The organism is Rhizobium sophoriradicis (assembly GCF_025200795.1).
In the GTDB taxonomy this organism is placed as follows: Bacteria; Pseudomonadota; Alphaproteobacteria; order Rhizobiales; family Rhizobiaceae; genus Rhizobium; species Rhizobium sophoriradicis.
In genome coordinates, this window is record NZ_CP104152.1 from 3,812,071 (window position 1) to 3,832,328 (window position 20,258).

Annotated in this window: 13 protein-coding genes; 7 read left to right on the forward strand and 6 right to left on the reverse strand. The window is 62.2% G+C overall.

Features of this window, described 5'->3' with window-relative positions; genetic code table 11:
- Nucleotides 1-25 precede the first annotated feature (25 nt).
- Both N2597_RS18725 and hemA read right to left on the reverse strand, forming a co-directional pair.
- On the reverse strand, nt 26-1,003 hold the full coding sequence (locus N2597_RS18725; protein ID WP_341356205.1) for a LacI family DNA-binding transcriptional regulator: 978 nt from the start codon (nt 1,001-1,003) through the stop codon (nt 26-28).
- A 339-nt stretch (nt 1,004-1,342) separates the two neighbouring features.
- Complete coding sequence (gene hemA, locus N2597_RS18730) at nt 1,343-2,557, reverse strand: 5-aminolevulinate synthase (protein ID WP_010059967.1); 1,215 nt, start codon at nt 2,555-2,557, stop codon at nt 1,343-1,345.
- 325 nt (nt 2,558-2,882) lie between these two features.
- Between hemA and N2597_RS18735 the strand changes: the two genes are divergently transcribed.
- From N2597_RS18735 to N2597_RS18745, 3 genes are all read left to right on the forward strand, one after another.
- Nucleotides 2,883-3,140, forward strand: coding sequence for a YMGG-like glycine zipper-containing protein (locus N2597_RS18735; protein ID WP_004679653.1), 258 nt, complete (start codon nt 2,883-2,885; stop codon nt 3,138-3,140).
- Nucleotides 3,141-3,309: 169 nt separating this feature from the next.
- Complete coding sequence (locus tag N2597_RS18740) at nt 3,310-5,238, forward strand: autotransporter assembly complex protein TamA (RefSeq protein ID WP_183598585.1); 1,929 nt, start codon at nt 3,310-3,312, stop codon at nt 5,236-5,238.
- A 66-nt stretch (nt 5,239-5,304) separates the two neighbouring features.
- Complete coding sequence (locus tag N2597_RS18745; protein WP_183598618.1) at nt 5,305-11,727, forward strand: translocation/assembly module TamB domain-containing protein; 6,423 nt, start codon at nt 5,305-5,307, stop codon at nt 11,725-11,727.
- 66 nt (nt 11,728-11,793) lie between these two features.
- Here N2597_RS18745 and N2597_RS18750 read toward each other — a convergent pair whose 3' ends face one another.
- Entirely contained in the window at nt 11,794-12,231 is a 438-nt protein-coding gene (locus N2597_RS18750; RefSeq protein ID WP_179363777.1) for an Lrp/AsnC family transcriptional regulator, read from the reverse strand.
- Between the two features lie 122 nt (nt 12,232-12,353).
- Here N2597_RS18750 and rocF point away from each other — a divergent pair, with 122 nt between their 5' ends.
- From rocF to N2597_RS18770, 4 genes are all read left to right on the forward strand, one after another.
- Nucleotides 12,354-13,289, forward strand: a complete 936-nt coding sequence (gene rocF, locus N2597_RS18755; RefSeq protein WP_096762007.1) for an arginase — start codon at nt 12,354-12,356, stop codon at nt 13,287-13,289.
- A 17-nt stretch (nt 13,290-13,306) separates the two neighbouring features.
- Nucleotides 13,307-14,506: an ornithine--oxo-acid transaminase gene (rocD, locus tag N2597_RS18760; protein WP_183598587.1), complete on the forward strand. Its 1,200-nt coding sequence runs from the start codon at nt 13,307-13,309 to the stop codon at nt 14,504-14,506.
- A 197-nt stretch (nt 14,507-14,703) separates the two neighbouring features.
- Nucleotides 14,704-15,180, forward strand: a complete 477-nt coding sequence (locus tag N2597_RS18765) for a chemotaxis protein CheW (RefSeq protein ID WP_007632607.1) — start codon at nt 14,704-14,706, stop codon at nt 15,178-15,180.
- 277 nt (nt 15,181-15,457) lie between these two features.
- A complete protein-coding gene (locus tag N2597_RS18770; protein WP_183598589.1) occupies nt 15,458-17,236 on the forward strand; it encodes a methyl-accepting chemotaxis protein in 1,779 nt (592 codons plus the stop codon).
- A gap of 82 nt (nt 17,237-17,318) precedes the next feature.
- Here the strand turns inward: N2597_RS18770 and N2597_RS18775 are convergent, their stop codons facing one another.
- From N2597_RS18775 to fdhD, 3 genes are all read right to left on the reverse strand, one after another.
- Nucleotides 17,319-18,977 carry an OFA family MFS transporter gene (locus N2597_RS18775; RefSeq protein ID WP_096762010.1) on the reverse strand — a complete coding sequence of 553 codons (1,659 nt, stop codon included), beginning with the start codon at nt 18,975-18,977 and terminating at the stop codon, nt 17,319-17,321.
- 180 nt (nt 18,978-19,157) lie between these two features.
- Complete coding sequence (locus N2597_RS18780) at nt 19,158-19,403, reverse strand: formate dehydrogenase subunit delta (protein ID WP_009986553.1); 246 nt, start codon at nt 19,401-19,403, stop codon at nt 19,158-19,160.
- On the reverse strand, nt 19,393-20,220 hold the full coding sequence (gene fdhD / locus N2597_RS18785; RefSeq protein ID WP_096762011.1) for a formate dehydrogenase accessory sulfurtransferase FdhD: 828 nt from the start codon (nt 20,218-20,220) through the stop codon (nt 19,393-19,395). Before fdhD ends, N2597_RS18780 begins: the two co-directional genes overlap by 11 nt.
- Nucleotides 20,221-20,258 lie beyond the last annotated feature (38 nt).

Consider the following 20,258-nt stretch of genomic DNA (forward strand, 5'->3'; position numbering starts at 1 on the left):
CGCGCCTTCGCTCATTCCCTTGCTTTCACTTCCCGGGGGCTTCGCCCCCGCATGACTGCCGGACGATCAGCCGGCACGGCAATTTTCTGACACCCGGCTCGACGAACCGTCCCTCCGCAAGCGCCAGCACCGTCAATCCGGCCTGCCGCCCGAGCTCCTTCAGCTCCATATCCACCGTCGTCAGCGGCGGCCGCGTCTGAGCCGCGACGATCTCCCAATTGTCGAAGCCGATCACCGAGACGTCCTGGGGCACCTCGATGCCGCGCTCACGCAGCGCGTCGACGGCGCCGCGGGCGATCTGGTCGTTGCCGCAGAAGAGCCCGTCCGGCTTCTCGCCCGGCCTCTTCCACAGCTGCTCGACCGCCTCATGGCCCCAGCTTTCCGACCAGACGCCGTAAAGCACGGGCTCACGATGGCCCGCCACCTGGTGATAGGCGCCGGCCCGTTCCCGAACCGAAAAAAACTCCTCCGGGCCGGTGATATGCGCGATCCGCCGCCGCCCGATCTTCGCGAGCCATTCGACCGCCAGTTTCGCGCCCTGTTCGTCGTCCGAACGAAAGGTAACGCTGTTCTGCGTCCCCTCCGTGAAGGCGTAGACGACGGGCACATGCAAATTCGACAGATCGACGGGCAGACGCCTGTCCAGCCGCTTGCCGGTCGCAATGATGCCGTCGACCTGCTTGTCCAGCATCGCATCGACATGGGTCTGGGCGAGCGCCGGATCGTCTTCGATGGCGCACAGAAAAACCGAAACCCCATGATCGACGAGCGCGTCCGAAATACCCGCCATCACAGGCAGCGTGAAACGGCCGTAAGTGTCGTTCGTCAGCAGCCCGATGGTGAAGCTGCGCTTGCTGAGAAGACCTCTCGCCAGGGCGTTCGGCCGATAGCCGATTTCGCCGGCGATCCGCTTCACCCGCTCGCGCGTTTCCGCCCCCATCCGGCCGGTATTGTTGAGCGCCTTCGACGCCGTCGAAATGCTGACCCCGGCCGCCGATGCCACCTCATGGATGGTGATCCTGCCTCTTTTCCCTCCCGTTAGGTTCAGAGCTTCCTCCTTCTGAAGTTGGATTGAGAAAAGCTTTTACCAAGTCCACTGTCAAGTGAGAAAAGGTTTTCCCGTGCAATTCGGGAAGGCCGGCATCGACGAGGTGCTGCACGGTGAAAAGCAAGCGCCCGGACTCTGAGACCGATGGGTCACGTCCCAATGCACCAGCGCCGGATGGCACTGTGCAGGCCGAAAGAGGTTTAGGGGCGAAGTCTCACGGCCGCAAAACCAGTCGCGGCCAGAATCTCGGATGGAGATTCTGGCCGCGATTCGAACCGGACGATGTTGAGAGAATCAGGCGACGTGCCTTGCCAGCGCGCAGCGCGACCAGAGCGAATGCAGCGCCTCGACGAGATGGGCGATATCGGCGTCGGAATGCAGCGGTGTCGGCGTGATGCGCAGCCGCTCGGTCTTCTTCGGCACTGTGGGATAGTTGATCGGCTGGACGTAGACGCCGCAATTGTCGAGCAGCAGGTCGGAGATCCACTTGCACTTGGCGGCATCGCCGACCATCACCGGCACGATATGGCTGGGATTGTGCATATGCGGAATGCCGCGCTGGTCGAGCAGCGAGCGCAGCTTGCGCACCCGGTCCTGATGGCGGGCGCGCTCGAACTGGCTGACCTTCAGGTGCTGTATCGAGGCGACCGCGCCGGCGGCAAGCGCCGGCGGCAGCGCCGTGGTGAAGATGAAGCCGGAGGCAAACGAGCGGATGAAGTCGCAAAGGGCGGCCGACGCGGCGATATAGCCGCCCATCACTCCGAAGGCCTTGCCGAGCGTGCCCTCGATGACGGTCAGCCGGTCCATCAGCCCCTCGCGTTCGGCAATGCCGCCGCCGCGCGGGCCGTACATGCCGACGCCATGGACCTCGTCGAGATAGGTCATCGCCCCGTATTTATCGGCGAGGTCGCAGATCTCCTTGATCGGGGCGATATCGCCATCCATCGAATAGACGCTCTCGAAGGCGATCAGCTTCGGCGCCTTCGGATCGGCGGCCTTCAGCTTGGCTTCGAGATCGGCGACGTCATTGTGCTTCCAGATCACCTTGCCGCACTTGGCGTAACGGATGCCCTCGATCATCGAGGCATGGTTCAGCGCATCGGAAAAGATGATCAGGCCGGGGATCTTGGCGCCGAGCGTGCCGAGTGCTGCCCAGTTGGAGACATAGCCCGAGGTGAAGATCAGTGCCGATTCCTTGCCGTGCAGGTCGGCGAGCTCACGCTCGAGCAGGACGTGATAGTGGTTGGTGCCAGATATATTCCGGGTGCCTCCCGCACCCGCGCCACAGTGGTCGATGGCGGCCTTCATCGCCTCGATCACTTTTGGGTTCTGGCCCATGCCGAGATAGTCGTTGGAGCACCAGACCGTGACGTCCTTTTCGCCATCGGCCGTATGGCGCGTGGCGCGCGGGAAGTGGCCGCGCTGACGCTCGAGATCGGCAAAAACGCGGTAACGGCCCTCGGCATGAAGCCCGTCCAGCTCGCTTTTGAAAAACGCTTCGAAATCCATCATATGCTCCAGTATCACGCGGCCGTTCTTGCCGACCGGACGTCCGCGCGTCAATGCTTACCCTTTGCTTTAACATCAACTGCGGCAAAAGGCCCAGTTTTTTGAATGATTCCAGATAAAAAAATACGCGAGCGCGGATCACTCAACTGATGCGGCATAGACGAAATGGAATCGCGAAAACCGCTCGGCAGCGACAATGCCCATATTGCAAAAAAATCGGGCCAAGAGTGGACAACCCTTTCTTCCGACATAGTTTTCGGACTAGCGTGGCGAAAAAGACTAGGGACGGCCTATGCCCATCGGGCGACAACCCAGGAGAAAAGTGATGAAGAAAGCTGTCATACTCGCATTGATCGGCCTATCGATCGCAAGCTGCACACCGACCCAGCAGGGCGCCGGCATCGGCGCTGCATCCGGTGCCGTCATCGGTGGCGCAGTCACCGGCAATGTCCGTGGCGCGGCAGTCGGCGCGGCGATCGGCGGCGTGTCCGGCGCCCTCATCGGCAGCGTCGCCGAACAGCCCGGCCAATGCTACTATCGCGACCGCTACGGCCGCCGCTACATCGACGCCTGCCCGCGCTGAGAGCGCTTGCACATCGGCCAAATCAGGAAATCCCGGACACACATCCGGGATTTTTTGTGCTAATTTAGTGCGCTGGCAATTTAAAATGGTACACCCCGCGCGATTTTGCCGCTAAGCTGTTCACGGCTGGGCAACGAAGCTTCATTGTAGACGTAACCAAAAGCGGCGTATGCGGATTAGAGGGATAAGCCCGAAAACAGGTACTGCGTATCGGCGAACAGGCACCATGATGGTGGTCGCAGCGGCAGCTGCTTTCTCACCGGTCCTGATCGGCGACGCTTATGCCTTCAAGCTTTTCGGCATCACTATATTCGGCAAGGACGAGGACGACGCTCAACAGGTGCCTGATCCGGTGCGCTATCAGGTCGAACTGAAGGCCGACACCGCCGATCCTGATCTCAAGGAAGCGTTGGAGAACAGCTCCCGCCTCGTCAGCGACCAGAAACAGCCGGTCTCCGGCGATCTCGGCATCGTCGTCAAGGCGCGCGACGACCGCGAAAGACTGATTGCCGCCCTGTATGAAAAGGCCCGCTACGGCGGCGTGGTGACGATCACCATCGACGGCCAGAACATTGACGACCTGCCGCCCAATCCGACCTTCGACCGCTCCGGGCCGATTCCCGTCACCGTCGACATAACCCCGGGCCCCGTCTTCAGGGTCAGGGAAGTGCAGTTCGGCGGTGACGCCGCAGACCGCAATCCCGCCGATTACGACCTTGCCCCGGGCGCCGAAGCCGGTTCGCTCGCCATCATCAAGGCCGGCGATAAGATCGTCGAACAGCTGAAGACCGAAGGCCGGCCCTTTGCCAAATTGACCGAGCGCAAGGTCGTCGCCGACCACAGAAGCGATACCGTCGATATCGTGCTTTCCGCCGAGGGCGGGCCGGTCGCCCCGATCGGCGATGTCGGCGTCACCGGCGAAAAAACCGTGAGGCCGGGCTTTATCCAGCGTTATTCCAGACTGAACAAAGGCGACGCCTATTCGCCGGAAACCCTGAAGAAGGCCGGTGAGCGGCTTCGCGCCCTCGGCGTCTTTTCGAGCGTCACCATTCATGAGGGCGATGCGCTGGCGCCGGACGGCACGCTGCCGATGACAATTGAGGTTTCCGAAGGCAAGAGGCGCTATTTCGGCGTCGGCGCCCAATATTCCACTACCGACGGCTTTGGCGTCCAGGGCTATTGGGGCCACCGCAACCTGTTCGGCGAAGCCGAAACGCTGCGGATCGAGGGATCGGTATCACGGCTCGGCGAAACCACCGATGTCGGCAGCCTCGACTATTCCGCCGGCATCCTTTTCACCAAGCCCGGCGCCTTTTTCCCAGCCGCCACGCTGAAGGCCGGCATCGTTGCCAAGACCCAGAATCCGGATGCTTATAACGCGACGCTCATCACCGCCTCGCTTGGCCTTTCCTATGAGTTGACCGACAAGGACACGATCTCGGCGAGCGGCGAAGTCAGCTGGGAGCGCGATGACGACGCCTTCGGCACCAACGACTATCTGACCTTCACCTTGCCGATCCAATACGATCGCGACGCGCGCGACGACAAATTCAACCCGACGGAAGGCTATCGCGCGACGGTTTCGGTAAAGCCGGGCTACGAGATCTTCAACGCCACACCCTATGCAGCGTTCGAGGGCTCGATCTCCGGCTATCTGCCGTTCGGGGCCGAGGATCGCCTCGTGCTTGCCGGCAAGGTCGCGGCCGGCGTGCTGATCGGCGGCGGCGGGATCGAGGACATTCCCGCCACGCAACGCTTCTTTGCCGGCGGCGGCGGTTCGGTGCGCGGATACAGCTATCAAGAACTCTCGCCTTACGACGCCAATGGCGACGCCACCGGCGGCCGCTCCTATGTCACGGCTTCGCTGGAGGCCCGCATCAAGATCACCGATACGATCGGCCTCGTTCCCTTCGTCGATGTCGGCACCGTATCGGACAGCACCTTCCCTGGTTTTTCCGATATCCGCGCTGGCGCCGGCGCTGGAATACGATATGCCACACCTTTCGGCCCGCTGCGGCTTGATTTTGCCGTGCCGCTGAACAAGTACGAAGATGGCACAGATTATGGAATTTACGCCGGCATCGGCCAGTCCTTCTAGGACTGCGATTCCGCTGTCATGTCCGATCTGTGAGCCGTCATGAAAACGGGGGTAGTGTCCGCGCCGATGCAAACGCTGGCAAAAATCGTCAACTGGATCATACGGCTCACCGGCTATGCCGTGGGCGCCACATTGATTCTCGCCGTCGCAGCGCTTGCGATCTTCGGCTTCACCTCTTTTGGCGCCCGTATCGTCACCGAAAAAATAGCCTCCACGCTTTCCAATCGCGACATGACGATCGAGGTGCGCGAACCGGAAGGTCTGTTGACCGGCGGGCTTCGCGCCGCCGAGATCTCCATCTCCGACACGAGGGGCGTTTTTGCTGAGATCCACGGCGTGGCCATTGACTGGAATCCGCTGGCGCTGCTGACGGGAACCTTCCACGCCAAGCGCTTCGAGATCGAAGCGATCGACGTACTGCGCAAGCCGGTGCGCACCCTGCCCTCCCGGCCCGATGCCGAAAATTCCGGCGGCTTCTCTCTCCCGATCAAGATCGACGTCGACCAGGTTGCGCTGCCCAATATCAAACTTGCCGAAGCCTTTGCCGGGCGCGCCTTTGCCCTCGCCGCCGAAGGCAGCCTCTCGGCAGCTGGCGACGGCGGCGAAGCGATCGTCAAAGTCAGCCGCCACGCGGTCCCGGATGCGCGGCTTACCGCCGATATCGCCTATGCGCCGGCCGAAAACCGGCTGCTGCTGAAGGCACAGCTTGCCGAGCCGAAGGGCGGGCTGCTCGCAGGCTTCCTCGGCCTGCCGGACAGTCCCGCCGTCAACATCGACCTCGACGGCCAGGGACCGATATCCGACTGGAAAGGCAAACTGCAGGCGGCGCTCGACGGACAACAGCGGGCCGCAATCGAAGGCCGGCATGCGATCACCGCCGACGGGCTGCACCATCTCGACCTCAAGGGCGGGGGTGACCTGAGTTCGCTTCTGCCGGCAGCATTCCGGCCGCTTTTCGCCGGCCAGACCAACATCGATCTTGCCGCCACCTTCAACGATCATGGCAAGATCGACATCCAGACGGGCAATGTCGCCACCGGCAGCGTCGTCATTGCCGCATCCGGCACGCTTGATCCGGCCGGCAACAATAGCCTCAACGCCAACCTGCTCGGCCCGTCCGGGCCTGTCGATTTCCGCTGGCCGCTCGCCGAAGGCGAAGCGCGCTTCCTGATATCCGGTCTCAACCTGGCGCTGACCGGCGACTCGCAAGCCGCCCGGCTGAGCGTCAGCGGCTCGCTCGACAGCGCGACCCTCCCGCAGGCCGATATCGGCAACGTCAAGCTGACGGCAAAGAGCGACGCCTTCAATCTTGCCGCCCGCTCTGGCAGCGTCCAGCTGCGCCTCGTCGCCGGAGACGCGACTTTTGCCGAGCCGAACCTCAACCGTGCGGTCAAAGGCCCTATTACCATCGCCGCGCCGCTGCAGATCGCGGCCGGCAGCATTGGTTTCAATGGCACCACCGTCGAAAGCGCCAATATCAACGGCAGCCTCAACGGCTCCTACCGGCTGACAGACCGCGCTCTGACCGGCAATGTCAAGCTGATCATCGCGCCGGCGGCTCTGCCGGCTGCGGCGACAAGCAGGTTCGACGGTCCTATTTCTCTCGAAAGCCAGGTGGCGGGCACCGTCCCGTCGAAATTCGCGCTGTCCAACCTCGTCGTCAATTCCGGAACGCTCGAAGCTGCTGGCAACGTCGCCCTCGACGGCTCGACTTTGAACGCCGATCTCTCGGGCCGGCTGCCCGATATCGGCAAGCTGATGCCGGGTGCAAGCGGCGGAGCAGGCTACGCAGTGCGAATCGGCGGCGAACTGCCGGCAATTGCGGTGACGGCCAATCTCAAGGCCACCAGCCTTCAAATGGCCGACCGCACGCTCGCCAATCTTAATGTCGACCTGTCGGGTGTCGCCGATCCGAAGGCGCCACAAGGCAAGATTGCCGCCACCGGCACGATCGACGGCCAGCCGATCGACGTCAACGGCGATATCCGCTCGGAGAACGGCAGGATGAGCATTCCGGCACTGACCGCCGACATCGGCGGCAACCGGCTGACCGGCAATCTCGAATTTTCACCCTCCCTGACGCCCTCGGGCGCATTGACTTTCGATTTTCCCAATATTGGCCTGTTGGCTGCGCTCGGCGGACAGAAAGCCGAAGGCGATCTCAAGGGATCGCTCGACATCGCCGGCGATGATGGCAAGGTCGCCGTGAAGCTGCAGGCGACCGGCGCTTCGCTTCGCCGCGATACACTCGCCGTCGTCAAACCCGAGATCGACGTCACGGTCAGCGATCTCGGCGCCCTTGCGGCAAACGGCACGGTCGGGGCTGAGGAGGTGAATGCCGGCGCAAACAGTCTTGCCGGCCTTTCGCTGGCTTTCACCAAGCAGCAGAATCAAACCGACTTCGATCTCAATGCCGCCTATGATGGCAATCCGGTGCTGGCGACCGGCAATATCCAGACGGCGGACGGCACGATCGACGTAAACCTCGATCGTTTCTCGGCAAGTCCGCGCAACATCCCGCTCGAGCTTGACGCAGCGGCGCAGGTCAAAATCGCCGGCGGCGCCGCCAGTCTGAACGGACTGACGCTGAAAACGGGCACCGGCTCCGTGAGCGTCACCGGTTCGGCCGGGCAGACGCTGAAGCTCGATGCCGTCATCAAGGAGCTGCCGGCAGCACTCGCCAACGGTTTCGTGCCCAACCTTTCGGCTGGCGGCACGATCTCCGGAACGATCGCCGTGACGGGAACGCCGGCCGCACCCATCGCCGACTTCAAGCTTGACTGGAAGGATGCGACGACGGGCCAGACCAAGGGGGCCGGCTTGGCGCCGCTCGGCATCACCGCCGGCGGCAAATTTGCCGACAGGAAGCTCGATTTCGACACGACGATCGGCAGCGCCGACGGCCTCTCGCTCAAGGCGGCCGGCAATGTCGGCCTCGCCGATCCGGCGGCGCCGGTGCTCGATATCGACGCCAATATCCTCAACTTGCCCGCCGGTGTCGCCAATGGTTTTGTTCCCGATCTCGCCGCCGAAGGCACGATTACGGGAAGGGTGAACGCCGCCGGCTCCCTCAAGGCTCCGACCACAAATTTCGATCTCGCGTGGAAGAGCGCTGCGACGAGCCACACCAAACGCGCCGGTCTTACGGCTCTTGATGTGACCGCGTCCGGCAAATTCGCCGACAACACGCTCGATTTTGATGCCGCGGTCAGCGGCGCCGACAGCTTATCGCTGAAGGCAAACGGCAACGTCGAGGTCACCGGGACGACAATCGGCAGCGCCCAGATCGACGCGACACTGGCCAATATCCCTGCAGCTGTTGCAAACGGTTTCGTCCCCGATCTCGCAGCCGCTGGCCTTGTCTCCGGAACGGTCTCGGCGAGCGGATCCCTTGCTGCCCCGACCGCCGATTTCGATCTCCATTGGCAAAATGCCGTCACCAGCCACACCAAACGCGCCGGCCTCGCCGGTCTCGGCGTGACGGCATCTGGAAAATTCGCCGACAACAAGCTCGGTTTCGACGCTGCGGCCAGCGGCGCCGACGGCCTCTCGCTCAAGGCAAACGGCGATGTCGCCATTACCGGTAAGACGGTCGGCGCCGCCAAGGTGGATGCGACCTTGGCAAATATCCCGGCAAGTATCGCAAACAGCTTCGTCGCCGATCTTGCTGCCGAAGGCTCGGTCTCGGGAAAAATCTCGGCGGCAGGCTCGCCTTCCGCGCCGACCGCCAATTTTGATCTCAACTGGAAAGAGGCTGCAACGAGCCACACCAGGCGTGCCGGGCTTGCCGCTCTCGGCATTACCACATCGGGAAAATTTGCCGAGAACAAGCTTGATTTCAACGCAGCAGCCCTTGGCGATCAGGGCCTCTCGCTGAAGGCCGTGGGCAATGTCGCCCTCGCCGGCACGGCGATCGACAGCGTGAAGCTCGATGCCGAGATCGCCAAACTTCCCGCCGCTCTCGCCAATGCCTTCGTTCCAGGGCTGGCGGCCGGCGGCACGATATCCGGCACCATGTCTGCGGCCGGCACACCCGCCGCACCGAAGGCCGATTTCAAGCTCGACTGGACGGATGCCGCAACCAGCCACACCAGGACCGCCCAACTTTCCGGTCTTGCGCTTGCCGCCTCGGGCCACCTCGCCGACAATAAGCTTGATTTCAACGCCAATCTCGGCGGCAAGGACGGCCTCTCGCTGAAAGCTGCAGGCAACGTCGCGATATCGGGCGCCTCAGTCAGCAACCTTGACGTCAAGGCCGATCTCGCCGATCTGCCGGCGAGCCTTGCCAACGGCTTCGTTCCCGGCCTTGCGGCGGAGGGCACGGTGTCGGGAACGGCATCCGCCTCAGGCGCGCTTCCCAAGCCCGCCGTCGACTTCAAGCTCGACTGGAAGAACGCCGCAATCGCCCAGACCAGGAGCAGCGGTCTTTCCGGTCTCAGCGCCGCGGCATCCGGCAAATTCGCCAATGACAGGGTCGATTTCGATGCCAACCTCGCCGGCAAGGACGGCGTGCTGGCTAAGGCGACCGGCGGCGTCACGATTGCCGGAACGGCCATCCGCGACCTTTCGGTCAATGCCGATATTCCCGCCCTGCCGGCAAATATCGCCAATGCCTTTGTTCCCGGTCTCGGTGCTGAAGGCACGCTTTCGGCAAGCGCCGTCACATCGGGAACGCCGGCTGATCCGATCGTCGATTTCAAGCTTGACTGGAAGGATGCCGCGACCAGCCACACCAAGGCTGCCGGCCTCTCCCGTCTTGCGCTGGCGGCCACAGGAAAATATGCCGGCGACAGGCTCGATTTTGATGCTGACCTCCGCGGCAGCGGCGGCATTAACCTGAAAGCCGCCGGCAATCTTTCCATTGCAGGCACATCGATCCGATCGATCGACGTCACGGCAAACGCTGCCAATGTTCCGGCTGCCATCGCCAACGGCTTTGTTCCTGGTATCGGCGCCGACGGCACGATCTCGGCGAGCGCCAAGGCGACCGGCACGCTGTCCTCCCCCGCTGTCGATTTCAAGGTCGATTGGAAGAACGCCGCGACGAGCCAGACCAAGGGCGCCGGTCTTTCGCCGCTCAGCATCGGGGCCTCCGGAAAGCTGGCCGGCAGCAAGCTGACCGTCGAAACCAGTCTTGCTGGTGACGCCGGCATGTCGCTCAAGGGTGGCGGCAGTGTCGTTATATCAGGCAATCGAGCTCTTGACTTGCGCTTCAACGGCAATGTTCCTTTCGCGGTGCTAAGCACCCCGCTTGCGCAGCAGGGCCTGGTCGCCGACGGGGTCGCCACCGTCAATCTTTCGATCGGTGGAACGGCGGCAGCACCTGTCATCAACGGCACGGTCTCGACCAATGGCGCCAAACTTGTCGACGTCAGACGCAATCTTGCCGTCAACAATCTCGCAGCCACCGTCACCTTCAATGGCACCCAGGCCGTGATATCGCGCCTCAGCGGCAATCTCGGCGGCGGCGGCACGATTTCGGCGAGCGGCACCATCGGTATCCAGCCGGCCGGCGGCTTTCCCGCCGACATTTCGATCAAGCTCGACAAGGCGGTTTATGTCGACGGAACCCTCGTCGTCTCGACCGTCAACGGGACAGTGGGCCTGCGCGGACCGATCATGAGCGCCACGCTGAGCGGCAAACTGCGGCTGGACAAGACCTCGATCACCGTCCCGGAAAAATTGCCGACCTCCCTCAGCGAAATCGACATACGGCACAAGAACGCACCGCGGGCGGTGCTTGCGCAGCTGCGGGATGGCGGCGGACGGAAAACCGGCGAGAAATCTTCCGTCATCACCCTCGATCTCGAAATCGACGCGCCCTCGCAAATCTTCGTGCGCGGCCGTGGCATCGATGCCGAGCTCGGCGGCCGCGTGACGATCCGCGGAACGGCCGCGGCACCCATCGTCACCGGCGGTTTCACCATGCGCCGCGGCCGGCTGACCATTCTCAATCGCCGTCTGAACTTCTCCGACAAGAGCAGGATCACCTTTGCCGGTGATCTGACACCGGCGCTCGACATGGAAGCCACCTCCACCTCCGGCACGACGACCCTGACGGTTGATGTGGCCGGCCTCGCCACCGATCCTTCGATCACCTTTTCCTCCTCGCCGCAGCTGCCGCAGGACGAGGTGCTGGCGCAGCTGATTTTCGGCCAGTCGATGTCGAAGCTGTCGCCGGTGCAGATCGCCCAACTCGCCGATGCCGTCAGCCAGCTGGCCGGCAACCGCTCCACCTCGCTTTTCGAAGGCTTGCGCAACCAGCTCGGCGTCGACGATTTCGACGTCAGCACCGACGAGAAGGGCCAGACGAGCGTCAGCGTCGGCCGCTATCTCAACGACCGCACCTATTTCGAACTGCAGCAGGGCGGGGCGGCAGGCGCCAAGGCGATCATCAATCTCGATGTCGGCCGCGGCGTTAAACTGCGCGGCGCCGCCGGCGGCAACGGGGCGGGCGAAGCCGGCATCGTTTATGAGCGTGAGTATTGAGGCGGCTTACCTTTGTTTTGCGCAATCCCGGACGGAAAACCGCTTCGCACTTTTCCTGGGATTGCTCTAAAAACCCGTCTTGCTCGTCTTCAAGAGAATATTAGTCTCGGTCGAGTTGATACCGTTGATCAGCCGGATGCGGCGTAGCGTCTCGTCAAAGGAAACAAGGTCGCGATCCTCGAGTTCGGCGACGAAATCCCATTTGCCGTTGGTGCTGTGAAGGGCGCGAACCTGCGGCAGACCCCGCAACTGATCGGCCACCCTGTCGGCCAGTTTGCCGAGCACCTCGATCATGACGATGGCGCGCACGCCGGCCGATCGCGTCTCGTGGCTGGTGCGGATGGTGAAGCCGACAATGGTGCCGCTGGCGACCAGCCGGTCGATGCGGGCGGCGACCGTCGCCCGGGATGCACCTGTTATCGCTGCAAGCGAGGAGACGGAAATGCGGGCATTGTGGCGTAGTGCGCTCAAGAGTTCGGTATCGAGATCGTCCACACTGATCACTCTGTCAAAATAGCTCTATCAATCTGCGCAATCATAATCCATTTCTGGCACTTTTCCATCTTTTTGCCGGCAAACCATTATCCCACTATCGGCTGAAACAGGCCTCAACACGGAGCCCTCGAATGAATGTCCAATCGCGATCAGTCACCCTCATCGGCGCACCGCTGGAGGAAGGTTCCGGCCGAAGAGGCGCTGCCATGGGTCCCGCGGCGCTGCGCATTGCCGGTGTCGACCAGACGCTGATCGATCTCGGCCACGATGTCGCGGATAATGGCGATCTCAGGATCGTGCCGGCGATGGACCTGCCGAACCATTCCAAGGCCCATAATCTGAGAATCGTCGGCGCCTTCACCCGCGCACTCGAAAGCAGCGTCTATGATGTCGCCGCCTCCGGCCGCTTTCCGCTCATTCTCGGCGGCGACCACAGCCTTTCCATGGGCACCGTATCCGGCATGGCCCGTTATGCCGCTAGCAAAGGCCGCCCGCTCTTCGTGCTCTGGCTCGATGCCCATGCCGATTTCAATTCTCCCACCACCTCCCCCTCCGGCAACATGCACGGCATGCCCGTCGCCTTCTTCTGCGGCGAGGCGGAGTTCGCCGAAATCCTGCCGAAGGATCGTCCCTTCGTCGACCCGAAGCATGTCTTCCAAGTCGGCATCCGCTCGGTCGATGCGCGCGAGCGCGAAGAAATCCACGAACACGGTGTCAACGTCTTCGATATGCGTGCCATCGACGAACAGGGCATCGGCGCCATCATGCGGGACATTCTCGACGTCGTCGCCAAGGCGAACGGCCTGCTGCATGTCAGCCTCGATCTCGATTTCCTCGATCCCGACATTGCCCCCGGCGTCGGCACGACGGTGCCTGGCGGCGCGACCTTCCGCGAAGCCCATCTTGTCATGGAGATGCTCTCGGACAGCGGTCTCGTCTCGTCGCTGGATCTGGTCGAGCTCAATCCGTTTCTCGACGATCGCGGCAAGAGCGCCCGCATATTGGTGGAACTGACGGCCAGCCTCTTCGGCCGCCGCATCTTCGACCGTCCGACACGCGCCGCATAGACCAGAGGGGAAGGACCATGAACGCTTCGGAAAAATTGATTGCGACGGAACAGCGGCTCGGCGCCAATAATTACAAGCCGCTCGACGTGGTGCTGACGCGCGGCGAAGGCGTTCATGTCTGGGATACCGACGGCAATCGTTATCTCGATTGCCTTTCGGCCTATTCCGCCGTCAACCAGGGCCATTGTCACCCAAAAATCCTTGCCGCCATGGTCGAGCAGGCGGGCCGGCTGACCCTCACCTCCCGCGCCTTCCGCAATGACCAGCTCGCCTATCTCTATGAAGAGCTGGCGGCGCTCACCGGCTCGCACAAGATTCTGCCGATGAATTCCGGCGCTGAAGCCGTGGAGACCGCCATCAAGGCGGTGCGCAAATGGGGATACGAGGTCAAGGGCGTGCCGGAAGGCCAGGCGGAGATCATCGTCTGCGCCGATAATTTCCATGGCCGGACGCTGAGCATCATCAGTTTCTCCACCGATCCCGACGCCCGCAACGGCTTCGGCCCCTACACGCCGGGCTTCCGCACCATTCCCTTCGGCGATGCCGAGGCCTTCGAGGCCGCCATCAACGGCAATACGGTCGCCGCGCTGATCGAGCCGATCCAGGGGGAAGCCGGCGTCATCATCCCGCCGGCCGGATATTTTACCCGCATCCGCGAGCTTTGCACTGATAACAACGTCACCCTCATCCTCGACGAGATCCAGACCGGTCTCGGCCGCACCGGCAAACTGCTGGCGGAAGAGCATGAGGGCATCGAGGCCGATGTGACGCTGATCGGCAAAGCGCTGTCCGGCGGTTTCTACCCCGTTTCCGCCGTGCTTTCGAATTCCGAGGTGCTGGGGGTGCTGAAACCCGGCCAGCACGGCTCGACCTTCGGCGGCAACCCGCTCGCCTGCGCGGTGGCGCGCACCGCGCTGAAGGTGTTGACGGAAGAAGGCATGATCGAAAACGCCGCAGCGATGGGCGACTATTTTCTCGAAGGCCTGAAGTCGATGCGCTCGAACATCGTTCGCGATGTGCGCGGCCGCGGTCTGATGATGGCCGTCGAGCTGGAACCCGAAGCGGGCGGTGCGCGGCAATATTGCCAGGCGCTGAAGGAACGCGGCCTTCTCGCCAAGGATACCCACGATCATACGATTCGCCTCGCTCCGCCTTTGGTCATCACCAGAGAACAGGTGGATTGGGCGGTTTCGCAGATCGAAAAGACCATAGGCTGACGTAAATCGAGATTGAAAACCTGGTTAATCGGGCTTCCGATTTAGATTTGGGCAACACTCTTTCGCTAATGTCGTCGTAACCGTAACGATGCTTCGCCGAACGCAAAGCCATCGCGTGGTGTGAAGGCAAAGCTCGTCAGCGCCAATGGGGGCGCTCCCGCTTCTGCTTTGGCTTACGACAGTTGGGAAGAATTCTAATGGCCACGATCAATTCCACTAGCTTCAGCGGCGATACGCTCGAGATCATTGCCTTCCGCCTGCATGATCAGGAATTCTGCGTCAAGACCACAACCATCCGCGAAATCCGCGGCTGGGCGCCGTCGACGCCGATCCCGCACGCGCCGGCCGATGTCATCGGCGTCATGAACCTGCGCGGCTCGGTGATCCCGATCATCGACCTTGCTTACAAGCTCGGAATGAAGAGCACCGTCGCCAACGAACGCAGCGCCATCGTCGTCGCCGAGGTTCACAGCATGGTCATCGGCATGCTCGTCGACCGCGTCTCGGATATTCTGACCATTTCGTCCAGCCAGGTCCAGCCGGTGCCTGAGGTGACCGCCTCTTTCGACCGCGCCTATTGCGAAGGAATCATCGCTTCGGAAAACGGCATGATCTGCTTCCTGAACCTCGCCAAGATGTTCAAGGAAAACGAGACGGACGAACTGGCGGCCTGATCTCATTTAGACAAACACAATACCGAAACCGCCCGCTCCGGGGCGGTTTTTTCTTAGGCCCGAAAGCAAATCGCACTGATACAATATTATTAGCAGTAGCTTTAATACACAATATTAACCACGCTCCCTCAGCATGGAGGTGAAGCATACGGATGATAGTCTCCGGCACGGAGGGATATAACCGGCTAGCCGGTTCTTCCCAGGGCCGGCATACCTCGCCCGCCCCCTCGCTTCTCCGGCCGAAACAGCAGATGCTGCGCATCTCAAAGGGACAGATATGTTTGCTCTAAGCTCCGATTCGAAATACATTCTTGACGCCATCTCCAAATCGCAGGCGATCATTGAATTCGATCTCAGCGGAAATATCCTGACGGCAAATGAGAATTTCTGCAGCGCGCTGGGTTATCGCCTGAACGAGATCGTCGGCAAACATCACAGCATGTTCTGCGAGCCGGCCTATGCTGCGACCGCGGAATATCGCGCCTTCTGGACGCGGCTCGGACGCGGCGAATATGATGCCGGCGCTTACAAGCGTCTTGCCAAGGGCAACCGGCAAATATGGATCCAGGCTTCCTATAATCCTGTTTCAAAGGGTGGAAAGCCATTCAAGGTGGTGAAATTTGCCGCCGATATCACTGCCGCGAAAAAGCAGGCGGTCGAGGATTCCGGCAAGCTTGAGGCGATCTCGCGCTCACAGGCGGTAATCGAGTTCACCCCGAAGGGTGAGATCCTCACCGCGAACGAGAATTTCTGCCAGGCCATGGGATATTCCCTGGCCGAAATCACCGGCAAACATCACAGCATGTTCTGCGACCCGGCCTATGTCAGAACCGAGGACTACGGCAGCTTCTGGCGGCGCCTCGCCAACGGGGAATTCATCGCCAACGAATTCGTCCGTTTCGGCAAGGGCGGCCGCGAAATCTGGATCCAGGCAGCCTATAATCCGATCGTCGATGCCGACGGCAAGGTCTACAAGGTCGTGAAGTTCGCAACCGACGTCACAGAGCGCATGAGCGCGATTTCCATGCTCGGCAGCGCGCTGCGTCAGCTTTCAGAAGGAGATCTGACGAGGACGGTGGACACGCCCTTTGTCCCCTCGATGGAGCAGTTGCGCCACGATTTCAACACCGCGGTCACAGGCCTTGCCGAGACGATGAAGACGATCGGCGAGAATGGCAGCACGATCGCCGCCGGCTCACGCGAGATTGGCGAATCGGCGGATTCCTTCTCCAAGCGGACGGAACAGCAGGCGGCATCGATCGAGGAGACCGCAGCCGCGCTGGAGCAAATCACCACGACAGTCAACGATTCCAGCCGTCGCGCCGAGGAAGCCGGCCGCCTCGTCGCCATGACCAAGCAGGGCGCCGAGCAGTCGGGCGTCGTGGTCCGCAACGCCGTCGCCGCCATGGACCAGATCGAGCAGTCCTCGCGCGAAATCACCAACATCATCGGCGTCATCGACGATATCGCCTTTCAGACCAATCTTCTGGCATTGAACGCCGGCGTCGAGGCGGCCCGCGCCGGCGAAGCCGGCAAAGGTTTCGCCGTGGTGGCCCAGGAGGTCCGCGAACTTGCCCAGCGCTCAGCCAACGCCGCCAAGGAGATCAAGGCGCTGATCAATACGTCGAGCGACCTCGTCAAGAACGGCGTCGGCCTCGTCGGCCAGACCGGCAAGGCGCTAGAGGAAATCGTCACACAGGTCGGCGATATCGACGGCAATGTCGTCGCCATCGTCGAAGCCTCAAGGGAACAGGCAACCGGCCTCAAGGAAATCAACCAGGCCGTCAACACACTTGATCAGGCAACCCAGCAAAATGCCGCCATGGTCGAGGAGAGCACCGCCGCTAGCCACAGCCTTGCGAGAGAAGCCGAAACGCTGCGGATCATGCTGACAAGATTCCGCCTGCCCGGTCAGCCCCGGATCCAGGCCCAATCGCCCGCCGGTGTCGGGCTAGAAGCAAAACAAACAGGTTCGCCGGCGCTGCATCTCGTTTCCCGTGTTGCCAAGGCGCACGGCGCGGCGACTGCGACTGCGCAGAGCTGGGAAGAGTTCTGACCTCGGTTCCATACCGCGCCACTGTTCTGCATAGAGCTGGGATAAAACGTGCCGCATGAGCCCTGCGGCGCGCTTTCATATCTCAGCCGAACAGCGCGAAAGTCGCCTTCAGCGTGACCCAGACACCCCAGAGCAGCGGAATGCCGACGACAGACCAGGCGAGCATCGCCTTGGCATCCAGCCCGCCGGTGCCGATGCCGAAGGAACCGGTCGGCCCGGCATTGACGGCGGCCGACTTCGCCTGCAGCGCCGCGACCTCGTCATCCCTCATGAACCACTTGTCCGGGAGCGGCCTGACAAACGCATTGGCGATGAGGCCGAGCGCCAACATGCCGGCGAGGATATACATGGTGCCAGTATAAAGCGCCGGGCCGGGTGCAACGCCGGCTGCAATCTGCGCTTCACGGATATAGTTGACGACGACCGGACCGACGATGCCGGCCGTTGCCCAGGCCGTCAGCAGCCGGCCGTGGATGGCGCCGACGAATTGCGTGCCGAAAATATCGGCGAGATAGGCCGGGATGGTCGCAAAGCCGCCGCCATACATTGACAGGATAATACCGAAGGCGAGAACGAACAGCGCCTTGTTGCCCATGCCTGCGAAGCTGGGCGCCAGCGCATAAAGCACGATGCCGATGAGGAAGAAGCAGTAATAGGTATTCTTGCGGCCGATCTTATCGGACAATGACGCCCAGAAGAACCGCCCGCCGATATTGAAGAGCGACAACAGGCCGGCGAAACCGGCGGCGATCGTGGCGATCGCCGCCTTCTGCCCGGCGTCGAGCTGGGCGAAACCGACATCTGGCAGGCCGATCAGCGAGCCGGCAAAGATTTCTTGCAGCATCGGCGAAGCCATGCCGAGAACGCCGATGCCGGCCGAAACGTTGAGGCAAAGCACCGCCCAGATCAGCCAGAACTGCTTGGTCTTGTGGGCGTCACGCAGATGCACGTGTTTGGTCGTGATCATCGTGCTCTTGGCCGCCGGCGGCGTCCAGCCTTCCGGGCGCCAGCCGGCCGGCGGAATGCGGTAACCGAAGGCGCCGCCCATCATGAAGACGAAATAGATCGCTGCCATGACGATGAAGGTCTGCCAGACGCCGACCGATGTCTCGGTCTTGAAGGCATTCATCAACAGATTGGCAAGTGGAGCCCCGATCATCGCGCCGCCGCCGAAGCCCATGATCGCCATGCCGGTCGCCATGCCGCGCCGGTCGGGAAACCATTTGATCAGCGTCGAGACCGGCGAGATGTAACCGAGCCCAAGACCGATGCCGCCGATGACGCCGGCGCCGAGCCACATCATCCAGAGCTGATGGGTGATGACGCCGAGGGCAGCCAGCAAGATGCCGCCGCACCAGCAGCAGGCGGAAACGACACCCGCTTTGCGCGGGCCGGCTCGCTCGAGCCAGCCGCCCCAGATGGCGGCCGACGAGCCGAGCAGGACGAAAAACAGCGTATAGATCCAGCCGAGGTCGGCAACCCGCCAGTCGCAGGTCGTGGTGAACAGCGCCGAGGCGAGCGTCTGATCGGGGCAGGCGGTCGACGCCGTGATCCCCAGCGACTTCGACAGCGGCAGCCAGAACACGCTGAAACCATAGGCCATACCGATGCAGAGATGGATGGCGAGTGCGGCCGGCGGCACCAGCCACCTGTTGAAACCGGGCCTGGCCACGATCCTTTCGCGATCGAGCAGGCCTGAGCCTGCCACCGCTCCGTCTGTACGTGATTCCGCTGCCGTCATGAACAACTCCTCCTTGTTTCAGACCTTGCTGTGATTGAAGCGCCGCCCGTCTTCGGGAGCGCAAAGGACGCTGTAACACTTTGAATTACCGACTGTTTTTATTTAAATCGATTTAAATTTTGAGGCTGTCAAATGACAAAGGCGGCATGCTGCTGCCTTTGTCGGCATGAGTCAGTTGGGTTACCGGACCTGGTGTGTTTCCGCTTCCGGTTTGCGGATCATCGGAGCGGCCTGCAGCACGAGGGCATCCAGGCCGTTTTCCTCCTTTTCCAGAATTTCGAACAATTGCCGCCGCATGCGCGGCTCCCAGAATTTGTTGATATGATTGGCGACCCCGTCCGCGGCCTCGCTTGCCGGCTGGCTCTTGAAGAAGGTGGCGATCTGGTTTGCCATATAGACGAGTTTGGTCTTGGTATCATGCGACATCGGCGATGTTTCCGGGCGAGATGCGGTGCGGGTGGGTGAAAATTTCGAAGTCATCGCCGCGCACCAGGGCGACAAGCGTCATGCCGGCCTGGTCGGCCGTGCGAATGGCGAGCGCCGTCGGCGCTGAAATGGCGATAAGCACCGGGCTGCCGAGGATTGCCGCCTTCTGCACCATCTCGACCGAAAGCCGGCTGGTGACGACGACGGCGCCGTCATCGCCGCTTTCGCCGCAGCCGATGACGGCGCCGCAAAGCTTGTCCAGCGCATTGTGCCGGCCGACATCTTCGCGCACGGCAAGCAATCCCTTGCCGGGACGATAGAAGGCGGCGCCATGCACCGCCCGCGTCTCGCGATGCAGCGGCTGCGCCTCGTTCAGAATCGAAACGGCGCGAACGATATCGGCATGCGAGAGCGCCAGTGGTGATGCCGAGACATCCGGCACCGGCCGCACTGCCTGTTCGATCGATTCGATGCCACAGAGCCCGCAGCCGACCGGCCCCGCCATGCTGCGGCGCCGCGCCCGCAGCCGATCGGCGACGTCGTCGACAAGGCTGACCTGCACGTCGATCCCCTGCTCACCCGCAACGACCTCGATACCCGATATCTCCGCCCGCTCAGCAATGATCCCTTCGCTCAGGCTGAAGCCGACGGCAAAATCTTCGAGATCGGCGGGCGTCGCCATCATCACCGCATGCGAGCTGCCGCCATAGGAAAAGGCGATCGGCACTTCCTCCGGCACGATACGAGAGCCGCTGTGCATGATGCCGTTACGGCGGGTGGTTTCGGGGGCATGCGCGGTGGTGGGGAAATCTACCATGCGGCAACAGGATGAAAAACACCCGCCTCCGCTTCACC